Source organism: Paraburkholderia nodosa (assembly GCF_001718195.1).
Lineage (GTDB): Bacteria > Pseudomonadota > Gammaproteobacteria > Burkholderiales > Burkholderiaceae > Paraburkholderia > Paraburkholderia nodosa_A.
The window spans coordinates 69,748-81,974 of sequence record NZ_MCNV01000030.1; the positions used below are offsets into that span (position 1 = coordinate 69,748).

At 64.7% G+C, this 12,227-nt stretch carries 10 protein-coding genes; 5 read left to right on the top strand and 5 right to left on the bottom strand.

Translation table 11 applies throughout. The features are described from left to right. Positions 1–14: 14 nt before the first annotated feature. The 4 genes from secD to queA form a co-directional block, all read right to left on the bottom strand. The gene (gene secD, locus BFD71_RS33135; RefSeq protein WP_069268462.1) at positions 15–2,078 is read right to left on the bottom strand and encodes a protein translocase subunit SecD; all 2,064 of its coding nucleotides are present in this window, start codon (positions 2,076–2,078) and stop codon (positions 15–17) included. A 167-nt stretch (positions 2,079–2,245) separates the two neighbouring features. Continuing rightward, the gene (gene yajC, locus BFD71_RS33140; RefSeq protein ID WP_042262488.1) at positions 2,246–2,575 is read right to left on the bottom strand and encodes a preprotein translocase subunit YajC; all 330 of its coding nucleotides are present in this window, start codon (positions 2,573–2,575) and stop codon (positions 2,246–2,248) included. Between the two features lie 233 nt (positions 2,576–2,808). Further along, entirely contained in the window at positions 2,809–4,008 is a 1,200-nt protein-coding gene (gene tgt / locus BFD71_RS33145) for a tRNA guanosine(34) transglycosylase Tgt (RefSeq protein WP_069268463.1), read from the bottom strand. 197 nt (positions 4,009–4,205) lie between these two features. Next, positions 4,206–5,279, bottom strand: coding sequence for a tRNA preQ1(34) S-adenosylmethionine ribosyltransferase-isomerase QueA (queA, locus tag BFD71_RS33150; protein WP_069268464.1), 1,074 nt, complete (start codon positions 5,277–5,279; stop codon positions 4,206–4,208). A 237-nt stretch (positions 5,280–5,516) separates the two neighbouring features. Between queA and recG the strand changes: the two genes are divergently transcribed. The 5 genes from recG (at position 5,517) to BFD71_RS33170 (ending at position 11,675) form a co-directional block, all read left to right on the top strand. Continuing rightward, entirely contained in the window at positions 5,517–7,808 is a 2,292-nt protein-coding gene (recG, locus tag BFD71_RS33155) for an ATP-dependent DNA helicase RecG (protein ID WP_069268465.1), read from the top strand. A 162-nt stretch (positions 7,809–7,970) separates the two neighbouring features. Beyond that, on the top strand, positions 7,971–8,930 hold the full coding sequence (locus tag BFD71_RS33160) for a hydrogen peroxide-inducible genes activator (RefSeq protein WP_069268466.1): 960 nt from the start codon (positions 7,971–7,973) through the stop codon (positions 8,928–8,930). 381 nt (positions 8,931–9,311) lie between these two features. Further along, a complete protein-coding gene (locus tag BFD71_RS33165) occupies positions 9,312–10,751 on the top strand; it encodes a catalase (RefSeq protein WP_069268467.1) in 1,440 nt (479 codons plus the stop codon). An 88-nt stretch (positions 10,752–10,839) separates the two neighbouring features. Beyond that, a complete protein-coding gene (locus BFD71_RS41660; protein ID WP_176732993.1) occupies positions 10,840–11,016 on the top strand; it encodes a hypothetical protein in 177 nt (58 codons plus the stop codon). A gap of 170 nt (positions 11,017–11,186) precedes the next feature. Beyond that, positions 11,187–11,675, top strand: a complete 489-nt coding sequence (locus BFD71_RS33170; RefSeq protein ID WP_042262475.1) for a Dps family protein — start codon at positions 11,187–11,189, stop codon at positions 11,673–11,675. A 99-nt stretch (positions 11,676–11,774) separates the two neighbouring features. On the opposite strand, the gene BFD71_RS33175 is transcribed toward BFD71_RS33170, so the two are convergent. Beyond that, positions 11,775–12,227 (bottom strand): transposase (locus BFD71_RS33175; RefSeq protein WP_141710880.1); only part of this gene is annotated, 453 nt, incomplete at its 5' end.

Below are 12,227 nucleotides of genomic sequence, written 5' to 3' on the forward strand. Positions count from 1 at the left end.
TTCGTGACTCCGTATCAGCGGGACGAGCCGGTGTTGTTGCCGGAGCCGCCAGTGCCGCCCTGGGCATCGCGGCGGCGTACGACCGGTTTGGCGCGTGCGGCGCCCTTCGCGCCGGCCTTGGCCGGTTCGCGCCGGGCGGCGCCGGTGGTGGCCGCAACGGCGCGGCCCGTGTCCGTGCCGGCATCGGCGCCGGCGAGCGCGGGCGTACCTTCATCCGGCTCCGGACGCCACACCTGACCCACCGCGAGCGACTTGAGCTTCTTCTTGCCGCCGTACCAGAGGTTCACGAGACCGCGCGAGAAGAACACGGCAGAGAACATCGACGTGAGAATGCCGATACAGTGCACGATCGCAAAGCCCCGCACCGGGCCCGAACCGAACGCGAGCAGTGCGAGACCGGCGATGAGCGTGGTCACGTTCGAGTCGAGAATCGTCGCCCAGGCGTGTGCGTAGCCGTTCTGGATGGCCAGCTGCGGCGGCGCGCCGTTGCGCAGTTCTTCGCGCACGCGCTCGTTGATCAGCACGTTCGCGTCGATCGCCATACCGAGCGCCAGCGCAATAGCCGCGATACCCGGCAGCGTGAGCGTGGCCTGCAGCATGGACAGCACGGCGACGAGCAGCAGCAGGTTCACCGACAGGCCGATCATCGAGATCGCGCCGAACAGCATGTAGTACGCGATCATGAACACGGCGATGGCGGCGAAGCCGTAGATCACCGAGTCGAAGCCCTTGCGGATGTTGTCCGCGCCAAGGCTCGGGCCAACCGTGCGTTCCTCGATGATGTCCATCGGCGCGGCAAGCGAACCTGCGCGCAGCAGCAGTGCGAGGTCGGCGGCGGCCTGCGGCGTGGGCTGGCCCGTGATCTGGAAGCGGTCGCCCAGTTCGGACTGGATGGTCGCCACCGTCAGCACTTCGCCCTTGCCCTTTTCGAACAGCACCATCGCCATCGGCTTGCCGATGTTGTCGCGCGAGACGGCGCGCACCGCGCGGCCGCCCGCCGAATCGAGGCGGATATTGACCGAAGGGCGCTGATGCTCGTCGAAGCCCGCCGAGGCGTCGATGATGCGGTCGCCGGTGAAGATCACCTGCTTGCGCAGGAGCACCGGCGCGGCATTGCCTTGCGTGAAGAGTTCGTCGCCCGGCGGCACCGGCGCGTTCACGTCCGGATGCAGGCCCATCGGGTCGGCGAGGCGCGCTTCGAGCGTCGCCGTGCGTCCGATGATGTCCTTCGCCTTGGCGGTGTCCTGCACGCCCGGCAGCTCGACCACGATACGGTCGTCGCCTTGCTGCTGGATCACGGGCTCGGCCACGCCGAGTTCGTTCACGCGGTTGTGCAGCGTCTGGATGTTCTGCTTGAGCGCGGCTTGCTGAACCGCCGTCTTCACGGCCGGCGTGAAGGTGCCGACGAGCTGTACGCCGCCTTCGGGGTTGTTCTGCGAGGACCACTGCAGTTCGGTGATGCCGCCCGAGCCCGCGAGAACCTTGCGCGCCTGCTCGGCCGTATCGGCGTCGGCGAAATTGACGACCACCGACTGGTTGACGCGGTTCACGCCGCCGTCGCGGATGTTCTTGTCGCGCAGGAGCGTGCGCACGTCCGAAGCGTCGGAGTCGAGCTTCTTGTTGAGCGCGCCGTTCATGTCGACCTGGAGCAGGAAGTGCACACCGCCGCGCAGGTCGAGGCCGAGGTACATCGGCAGCGCGCGCAGCGACGTGAGCCAGCGCGGCGAGGCGCTCTGCAGGTTCAGGGCGACGATGTACTGCGGGTCGTTCAGGTCGGCGTTCAGCGCCTTGTTCAGCGCGTCTTTCAGGCGCAGCTGCGTGTCCGTGTCGGCGACGCGCACGCGGATGTTCGCGTTCATCGACGAGTTGTCGAACGTCACGTCGGTCGCGCGGATATTGTTCGCGGCGACCGCGGCTTCGACCTGGGCGAGCGTGCCCGAGTCGAGCTTGACGGTGGCTTTACCGCTCGACACCTGGACCGCGGGCGCTTCGCCGAAGAAATTGGGCAATGTGTACACGAAGCCGATGACGAGCGCCACCAGCATCACGACATATTTCCAGAGGGGATAACGGTTCATTGGTTGACCCAACGGGGGAGGGGAATGGCCTTAAGCGCTGCGTGCGCGTCCGGCGTTGCCTTCGGGGCGTACCTGCATTGACGTTTGCCGGTCAGTGGCTGCGAGGGCGGGTCGGATGCGCGAGGCCGTTCTTTCGGAGGCAACGGCCTCGGGGAAACCGTGAAGCTTTACAGCGACTTGATCGTGCCCTTCGGCAGGATGGTCGAGACCGACGACTTCTGCACGGTGATTTCCGTGCCATCGGCGATTTCGACGCCGACGTAGGCTTCGCTGACCTTGGTCACCTTGCCGACGATGCCGCCGCTCGTGATCACTTCGTCGCCCTTGGCCATGGCCGCGAGCATGTTGCGATGTTCCTTCTGACGCTTCATCTGCGGACGGATCATGATGAAGTACAGCACGGCGAACATCAGAATGAGCGGCAGGAAGCTCATGAGGCTCGATTCGGCACCACCTGCTGCACTGCCTTGCGCGAAGGCATTGGAAATGAACGACACGTTGGTCTCTCCGTTTTTTACGATCAAAAAGCGAGCCGGTTATTCTACCACCGGCATTCATCGCGACGATGACGCAAAATTGGCTTTGCGATCAAGTGCTTATCGCGGATCCCGCCCCGACGCGACATGCATGCGCGTGAAAACCGGGGCGGCGCGAGCGGACCGCATGCCTTGTCCGCACCATTGTCGCGAAAGGTTATTGTAATATTTTGCGGGCGGCAGGTAACACCGTCTCAGTCCACGCCGCGTGCGCGCTGCTCGGCGAAGCGCTGGCGGAACGCCGCGAACGTCTTCGTCTCGATCGCCGCGCGCATCTCGCTCATCAGCTCCAGGTAGTAGTGCAGATTGTGGATCGTGTTGAGCTGCGCGCCGAGGATCTCGCCCACGCGGTGCAGGTGGTGCAGGTAGCCGCGCGTGAAGTTGCGGCAGGTGTAGCAGCCGCATTGTTCGTCGAGCGGGCGCAGCGAGTTGCGGTGCACGGCGTTGCGGATCTTGATGTCGCCGAAGCGCGTGAAGATCCAGCCGTTGCGCGCGTTGCGCGTGGGCATCACGCAGTCGAACATGTCGACGCCCGAGGCCACGCCCGCCACCAGGTCCTCCGGGGTGCCGACGCCCATCAGATAGTGCGGCTTGTCGGCAGGCAGCTTCGGCGCGATGTGTTCGAGCACGCGCATCATGTCTTCCTTCGGTTCGCCCACCGAAAGACCGCCGATCGCGTAGCCGTGGAACGGCATCTGCGAGAGGCCGGCAAGCGATTCGTCGCGCAGGGCCTCGAACATGCCGCCCTGCACGATGCCGAAGAGTGCATTCGGATTGCCGAGACGGTTGAACTCGTCGATCGAGCGCTGCGCCCAGCGCATCGACATGCGCATCGAATCCGCGGCTTCCTTGTGCGTGGTGGGCACGCCGTTGGTCGCGTAGGGCGTGCACTCGTCGAACTGCATGACGATGTCGGAGTTCAGCACCTTCTGGATCTGCATCGACACTTCGGGCGAGAGGAACAGCTTGTCGCCGTTCACGGGCGAGGCGAAGCGCACGCCGTCTTCCGAGATCTTGCGCAGGTCGCCGAGTGAGAACACCTGGAAGCCGCCCGAATCCGTGAGGATCGGCCGGTTCCAGCCCATGAAGCGATGCAGGCCGCCGTGCGCCTCGATCGTTTCCAGGCCCGGGCGCAGCCAGAGGTGGAAGGTGTTGCCGAGGATGATCTGCGCCTTCATCTCTTCGAGCTCGCGCGGCTGCGTGGCCTTCACCGTGCCGTAGGTGCCCACGGGCATGAAGATCGGCGTTTCGACCACGCCGTGATTGAGCGTGACGCGGCCACGGCGGGCGAGGCCGTCAGTGCCGAGCAATTCGAATTTGAGGCCGTTCTGCGGGCGTTCGCCCAGATACGTGCCGTGTTCGGCGCGTGCGTTGCTTTGATGACCGTCGGTCATGCGGTTGACTCCTGTGCCACCGGAAAATGCTTTGCATGGGACCGGAGTATGCGCTAAAGCGCCAACTCCGGATCGCGTGCTTTGCATGGGACCGGAGTAAGCGCTAAAGCGCCAACTCCGGATCGCAAGTCCGGCGCAGATGGTGAAAGGCCGCCGCGCGTTGGTTGTGTCGCGCGGAGGCTTGGGAAGCGTAAGTGTTACTTGTTGAGCGCGTCGTCGGTTCGAGTCAGCAGCATGGCGTCACCGTAACTGAAGAAGCGATAGCGTTCCGCAATCGCGTGACGGTACGCAGCGCGTATCGTCTCGATGCCCGCGAACGCCGAGACGAGCATCAGCAGCGTGGACTTCGGCAGGTGGAAGTTCGTCACGAGCCGGTCTACCACGCGGAACGTGTAGCCAGGCGTGATGAAGATATCGGTTTCCGCCTGCGTTGCCGCAAGCGCGCGGCCTGCGCGGTCGGCGTCGCGCGCGGCGGCTTCGAGCGCGCGCATCGAGGTCGTGCCCACCGCAATCACGCGGCCGCCGCGCGCACGGGTGGCCGCGATCTTGTCGACGAGCGATTGCGGCAGTTCGTACCACTCGCTATGCATCTTGTGCTCGGCGATGTTCTCCACGCGCACCGGCTGGAACGTGCCCGCGCCCACGTGCAGCGTGAGCGTGGCGCGCTCCACGCCTTGCGCGTCGAGTTGCGCGAGCAGGGCGTCGTCGAAGTGCAGGCCCGCCGTGGGCGCGGCCACCGCGCCCGGATTCTGCGCGAACACCGTTTGATAGCGCGTTTCGTCGCTCGCGTCGGCGTCGTGCGTGATGTAGGGCGGCAGCGGCAGACGCCCGTGCTGCTCGATCAGCGTGAGGCAGTCGTCCGGAAAGTGCAGCGTGTAGAACTGATCGACGCGCTCGCCCACCGTCACGTCGAACGCATCGGCGAGGCGCAGCACCGTGCCGGGGCCGGGGCTCTTGCTCGCGCGGATCTGCGCGAGCGCCGTGCGCGCGCCGATCAGGCGCTCCACGAGCACCTCGATCTTGCCGCCGCTCGCCTTCTGGCCGAAGAAACGCGCCTTCAGCACCTTGGTATCGTTGAAGACGAGCAAGTCGCCCGGCGCAATGCACGCGGGCAGGTCGGAAAAGCGGCGGTCGGTCAGACGCGCAGGTTGGCCTGGCAACTGCGTCGTGTTATCGACCTCGAGCAGACGGCTCGCGCTGCGCTCGGGCAGGGCGGTCTGCGCGATCAGTTCCTCGGGGAGGTCGAAATCGAAATCGGAAAGCTTGAACATGCGGCCTGAAGTAACGGAAATGCGCCGGAGGCCCGGCGCGCGGCGGCTTCGCGGAGCCGAACCGTCAAGCGGTTGTGCCCCAAAAAGCGGCTGCAATGGCCGTTCGTGCGTGACGAAAGGCTATGATTGCGGGACGTGCACGATAGCGATGCGCGCGGCGTGCCCGATGGCAGAGGCCGTCGCGCTGCACGCGCCGCGCCATGCCGGAAAGCCGATATTGTACTTGCGAAGCTGCCCATGCCCCCATCCGTTAGCCGATTGATGTCCGAAGCCGATTCCGCGAGCGAGGCGCCCGACGACGCGCGCAAGCCCGAGGACGGCGAGCGCAAGCGGCAAGCGGACGCGACGCAAGGGGCCGCAGCGCCCGCGCGCAAACGCGCCGCGAAGAAGTCCGCGGACAAGGCCGTGGAAGAAGCCGTAGAAAAAGCCGCGGCCAAAGACAAGCCCAAGCTCACCAAAACCGCCGACCGGCTCGCCAAACTCGGTCTGCGCAGCGACATCGATCTCGTGTTGCATCTGCCGATGCGCTACGAGGACGAAACCACGCTCACGCCCATCGGCGAACTGCTGCCGGGCGGCATCGCGCAAACCGAAGGCGTGGTGTTCGACAACGAGATCGCCTACCGGCCGCGCCGCCAGCTCGTCGTGAAGCTCGAGGATCACAACGGCGACCAGCTTCATTTGCGCTTCCTGAACTTCTACGGCTCGCAGGTCACGCAGATGGCGATCGGCAAGCGCCTGCGCGTGCGCGGCGACGTGCGCGGCGGCTTCTTCGGCATGGAGATGGTGCATCCGGCGGTGAAGGTCGTAGAGGGCGACGCGCCGCTGCCGCAGGCGCTTACGCCCGTATATCCCTCCACGGCGGGCGTGAGCCAGGCGTATCTGCGCAAGGCGATCGACAACGCGCTGTCGCGTGCGCATCTGCCCGAATTGCTGCCCGATGCGGTGGCGCAAGAATTCATGGAGCCGCTGAATCTGCCGCCCTTGATGGACGCCGTGAAGACGTTGCACCACCCGCCTGTGAACGCCGACGAGCACGAGCTGATCGACGGCACGCATCCCGCGTGGACGCGCATCAAGTTCGAGGAGCTGCTCGCGCAGCAACTGTCGCTCAAGCGTGCGCACGAAGAGCGCCGCACACGCGCCGCGCCCGCGATGGCGCGCCACGTCGCAGGCCGCAAGAGCGACGAGACGCTGCTCGCGCGGCTGCGCGGCGCGTTGCCGTTCACGCTCACCGGCGCGCAGGAGCGCGTGGTGGCGGAAATCGCGCACGATCTCGAACAGCCGCACCCCATGCAGCGTCTGCTGCAAGGCGACGTGGGCAGCGGCAAGACCGTGGTCGCGGCGCTCGCGGCGGCGCAGGCCATCGACGCCGGCTACCAGGCCGCACTCATGGCGCCCACCGAAATCCTCGCGGAGCAGCACGCGCGCAAGCTGCGCGGCTGGCTCGAGCCGCTCGGCGTGCAGGTGGCGTGGCTCGCGGGCAGCCTCAAGGCGAAGGAAAAGCGCGCGGCGCTCGAAGCCGCGGCGCTCGGCACGGCGCAGCTCGTGATCGGCACACACGCGATCATTCAGGAGGCCGTGGAATTCGCGCGTCTCGGCCTCGTGATCGTCGACGAGCAGCATCGCTTCGGCGTCGAGCAGCGGCTCGCGCTGCGTGCCAAGGCGCAGAACGCGAAAGCGCCTGGCGAGACGCATCGCGAGTTCCAGCCGCATCAGCTGATGATGTCGGCCACGCCGATCCCGCGCACGCTCGCCATGACCTACTACGCGGATCTCGACGTCTCCACCATCGACGAGCTGCCGCCCGGCCGCACGCCGATCCTCACGAAGCTCATTTCCGACGCGCGCCGCGAGGAAGTGATCGCGCGCGTGCGCGCAGCGGCGCTCACGGGTCGTCAGGTGTACTGGGTATGTCCACTGATCGAGGAAAGCGAGACGCTGCAGCTGCAAACGGCCGTCGAGACTTACGAAACGCTGGTAGCCGCGCTGCCGGAGCTCACCGTCGGGCTCGTGCACGGCCGCCTCGCTTCCACGGACAAGGCCGCCGTCATGGATGCGTTCTCACGCAACGAGGTGCAGCTGCTCGTGGCGACGACGGTCATCGAAGTGGGCGTGGACGTACCCAATGCGTCGCTGATGGTGATCGAGCACGCCGAGCGTTTCGGCCTCGCGCAATTGCACCAGTTGCGCGGGCGCGTGGGGCGGGGCAGCGCCGCTTCGGTGTGCGTGCTGCTGTACACCGGGCCGTTGTCGCTCACGGGCCGCGCGCGCCTGCAAACCATGCGCGAGACCACCGACGGCTTCGAGATCGCGCGCAAGGACCTCGAAATCCGCGGCCCCGGCGAATTCCTGGGCGCGCGTCAATCTGGCGCTGCAATGCTGCGCTTCGCGAACCTCGAGACCGACGCGTGGCTCATCGAGCCTGCGCGCGGCGCGGCCGATCGGCTGCTGCACGAGTTTCCGCTCGTCGTCACGCAGCATCTGAATCGCTGGCTCGGCGCCCGCGAGCAGTATCTGAAAGCGTAAAAAGTCCAACTGCGAGTCCATTGCGCGGAACCTGCGCGCGCCTACGCCGTCTGACCCTTTTGTCATGATCACGCCCCGCATAGGGGTGTTGATTATTGGCGAATCACCGCCATAGGTGTATAACTACAAACTATTGATTCACCTTTTTTGATTGGTCCCCGAATGACGCTCACTGAATTGAAATACATTGTCGCGGTAGCTCGAGAGCGCCACTTCGGACGGGCCGCGGAAGCCTGCTTCGTGAGCCAGCCGACCCTTTCGGTCGCCATCAAGAAGCTCGAAGACGAACTGAACGTGCAGATCTTCGAGCGCGGCACGAGCGAGGTGAGCGTCACGCCCATCGGCGAGCAGATCGTCACGCAAGCCCAGCGTGTGCTCGAACAGACGCTCGCGATCAAGGAAATCGCCAAGCAGGGCAAGGACCCGCTCGTGGGGCCGCTGCGCCTTGGCGTGATCTATACGATCGGGCCCTACCTGCTGCCCACGCTCGTCAAGCAGATGATCAAGCGCGTGCCGCAAATGCCGCTGATGCTGCAGGAGAACTACACGCTCAAGCTCATCGAGCTGCTCAAGCAGGGCGAAATCGACGTGGCGATCATGGCGCTGCCGTTCCCCGAAACCGGCCTCACGCTGCGCCCGCTCTACGACGAACCGTTCGTCGTGGCGTTGCCGTCGGGCCACGCGTGGGAACAGCGCCCGAAGATCGACCCGGACGACCTCAAGCAGGAAACCATGCTGCTGCTCGGCAGCGGTCATTGCTTCCGCGACCACGTGCTGGGCGTGTGCCCCGAACTGATGCGCTTCTCGCAGAACGCCGATGGCATCCAGAAGACGTTCGAAGGCTCGTCTCTGGAGACCATTCGTCATATGGTCGCGAGCGGCGTGGGCATTACCGTGCTGCCGCGCATGTCGGTGACCGAGGTGAAGCCGCACGCGGGCGGCGTGGATTCCGGGCTGCTGTCCTACGTGCCGTTCGACGAACCCGTGCCGGACCGCCGCGTGGTGCTCGCGTGGCGCAAGAGCTTCACGCGCATGCCGGCGATCGAGGCGATCGTCGACGCCATTCACGCCTGCGAGTTGCCCGGCGTGAAGAAGATCGAGGCGCCTGCCGAGGCTGCCTGACGTATCTCGCGCCGTGCGCTTTCGGGCTGCGCGGCGCGTTTTCCTTTCGAGCGCGGCAACCGCCCGCGCCACCATCCCCAGCCTTACTGCGACCCTAATAATCAACGCCTATTCGATAGATTGAATAAATCAAATTACAGATATCGATAGTCGTTGATAGAGTTTCCTCTAACCGATCTCAACCGGAAACCCCTGGAGGAAGCGATGCAAACCACCACCCCGAACACCCCCAGCACCTCGGCACGCACCTATTCTGGCCTTCGCACCGTGTGGTTCTCGCTGCTCGTCGATCGCGCGCTGTCCGCCTGACGGCCTCGCGCCATCCCGAAGCAGATTTCACCGAATTCCAGAACACACACGCAAGCAAGGAAGGAATCCAGCATGACCGACCGTACTCTCACCTCGGCAGCCGGCGCACCCGTCGTCGATAACCAGAACTCGCTCACCGCCGGTCCGCGCGGCCCGGTGATGCTCCAGGACGTGTGGCTGCTCGAAAAGCTCGCGCACTTCGACCGCGAAGTGATTCCCGAGCGCCGCGTGCACGCGAAGGGCTCGGGCGCGTTCGGCACGCTCAAGGTCACGCACGATATTTCGCGCTACACGAAGGCGAAAGTGTTCGGCGAAGTCGGCAAGGAAACGCCGCTCTTCATCCGCTTTTCGACCGTGGCGGGCGAGCGCGGCGCGGCCGACGCCGAGCGCGACGTGCGCGGCTTCTCGATCAAGTTCTACACGGAAGAGGGCAACTGGGACATCGTCGGCAACAACACGCCGGTGTTCTTCATTCGCGATCCGCTCAAGTTCCCGGACTTCATCCACACGCAAAAGCGCGATCCGCGCACCAACATGCGCAACAACGTGGCCGCGTGGGACTTCTGGTCGCGTCATCCGGAGTCGCTGCATCAGGTGACGATCCTCATGAGCGATCGCGGAATTCCGAAGAACTATCGCCAGCAGCACGGTTTCGGCTCGCACACGTTCTCGTTCATCAACGCGAACAACGAGCGCTTCTATGTGAAGTTCCACTTCAAGTCGGCGCAGGGCGTGGAGAACTACAGCGATGCCGAAGCCGCGCAGGTGATTGCTCAGGACCGCGAATCGGCGCAGCGCGATCTTTTCAACGAAATCGAAAAGGGCAATTTCCCGAAGTGGCATTTCCGCATTCAGGTGATGCCCGAGGCCGATGCCGCGAAGGTGCCGTACAACCCGTTCGACATCACGAAGATCTGGCCGCACAAGGACTATCCGCTGATCGACGTCGGCACGATCGAGCTGAACCGCAATCCGGAGAATTATTTCGCCGATGTCGAGCAGGCCGCTTTCACGCCGGCGAACGTGGTGCCGGGCATCGGCTTCTCGCCGGATCGCTTGCTGCAGGGGCGTTTGTTCTCGTATGGCGACACGCAGCGCTATCGCCTCGGTGTGAACCATCACCAGATTCCGGTGAACGCGCCGCGCTGCCCGTTCCACTCGTTCCATCGCGACGGCGCGATGCGCACCGACGGCAACCTGGGCGGCAACGTGAACTATGAACCGAGTCGTTTCGGCGACTTCGCGCAGCGTCCGCAGGCGGGTGAGCCGCCGCTCGCGGCCGGTGCGGTCGATCACTACGATCACCGCGAAGACGATGACTACTACAGCCAGCCGGGCGCGTTGTTCCGGCTGTTCGATGCGGGCCAACGCGAGCGGCTTTTCGCGAACATCGCCCGGCATATCAACGGTGTGCCGGCTCAGATCGTGGAGCGTCAGATCGAACACTTCCGCCGCGCCGATCCTGCGTATGCGCAAGGCGTGATCGACGCGATCGCGAAGCTGGCGAAGTAAGGACGCAGGCGCGGTTTGTTGTCACAACGTCAAGACAGCGAGCCGCGCCTGAAGCAGGAATTCGAGGGACGACCACAGGAGCATGATCATGACCCGAACGATGACGATGACGCTCAAGACGATGGGACCGGGAAATGCGGCCGCAATGGCGCGCACGCGTGCGCAAGGCACGCAGATCGTGCGCCGGATGGTGGGCTTTGCGATCGTGGCGAGCGGCTTCGTGGCGATCGCCACGCAAGCCTTCGCGCACCTGGCAGGGCGCTGAACGAGCCGGGCGCGTTGCTGCACAGTAGGGCCGGATGAGCCGGGTTTCTGATATTTCCAGGCTACACTGACGACCGATCGAGCGCTCGCGCGCCAGCTTTTTTTAAGGCGCAGGCGGGCACAACAGGATCGTCAAGCACGCGTAGTCTCACTGCTACACAAGGAGTCGTCATGGCCAAAAAAGCAACCGTACAGCACGTGAATATCGGCATCAGCGACAAGGATCGCAAGAAGATCGCGGAGGGTCTCTCGCGCCTGCTCGCGGACACCTACACGCTGTATCTGAAGACGCACAACTTTCACTGGAACGTCACGGGGCCGATGTTCAACACGCTCCACCTGATGTTCGAAGGGCAGTACAACGAACTCGCGCTGGCTGTCGACGCCATCGCCGAGCGTATTCGTGCGCTGGGCGTGCATGCGCCGGGCAGCTACAAGGAATTCGCGAAGCTCTCGTCGATTCCCGAAGCGGACGGGGTGCCGGCCGCGGAAGACATGATCCGCCAGCTGGTGGAGGGCCAGGAAGCCGTGGTGCGCACCGCGCGCGCGATCTTCCCGTCGACGGAAGCGGCCAACGACGAACCGACCGCCGACCTGCTCACGCAACGCATGCAGACGCACGAAAAGACCGCGTGGATGCTGCGCTCGCTGCTGGCCTGATGCCGATGCGGCGCCCGGGCGCTGCGCCTGAAGCGCGATCAGCACGATGAAAGGCCCGCCGGATGTCCGGCGGGCCTTAATGAGCAACTGTCTTACCTGTCAAGCCGTGTGGATGGATTCATCCCACGGCTTTCCTGTTTTTGCGATGGCGTTGAGGATAGTCAGCAGCTTTCTCATGCAGGCAACCAGAACAACCTTGTTCGGCTTGCCGGTGGCGACGAGCCGATGGTAGAAGGCCCCAATGACCGGGTTGAAGCGTACGGCCGCTAACGTCGCCATGTACAACATGCGCCTGACTGCGGCACGTCCGCCGAAGATCATTCGTTTGCCGCGAAACGCTCCCGAGTCGCGGTTGAAGGGCGCTACCCCGATCAGCGCACTGACCTCACGCCGCGTCAGCTTGCCGAGTTCTGGCACGTCGGCGATCAGCGTGGCGACGGTAGCGGGTCCTACTCCGCGAACACTGGATAGCAGTTCGACCAGGCCGGTGTGATGCGCCTTGACGTGCTTCGCCAGGGCAGCTTCAACAGCCTTGAGCTGACCTTGAAGAAC

Excerpts from the sequence above, each read along its gene's own strand:
- secD (WP_069268462.1), bottom strand. The coding sequence starts at position 2,078 with ATGAACCGTTATCCCCTCTGGAAATATGTCGTGATGCTGGTGGCGCTC.
- tgt (WP_069268463.1), bottom strand. The coding sequence starts at position 4,008 with ATGACCGACGGTCATCAAAGCAACGCACGCGCCGAACACGGCACGTAT.
- queA (WP_069268464.1), bottom strand. The coding sequence starts at position 5,279 with ATGTTCAAGCTTTCCGATTTCGATTTCGACCTCCCCGAGGAACTGATC.
- recG (WP_069268465.1), top strand. The coding sequence starts at position 5,517 with ATGCCCCCATCCGTTAGCCGATTGATGTCCGAAGCCGATTCCGCGAGC.
- BFD71_RS33160 (WP_069268466.1), top strand. The coding sequence starts at position 7,971 with ATGACGCTCACTGAATTGAAATACATTGTCGCGGTAGCTCGAGAGCGC.
- BFD71_RS33165 (WP_069268467.1), top strand. The coding sequence starts at position 9,312 with ATGACCGACCGTACTCTCACCTCGGCAGCCGGCGCACCCGTCGTCGAT.
- BFD71_RS41660 (WP_176732993.1), top strand. The coding sequence starts at position 10,840 with ATGACCCGAACGATGACGATGACGCTCAAGACGATGGGACCGGGAAAT.
- BFD71_RS33170 (WP_042262475.1), top strand. The coding sequence starts at position 11,187 with ATGGCCAAAAAAGCAACCGTACAGCACGTGAATATCGGCATCAGCGAC.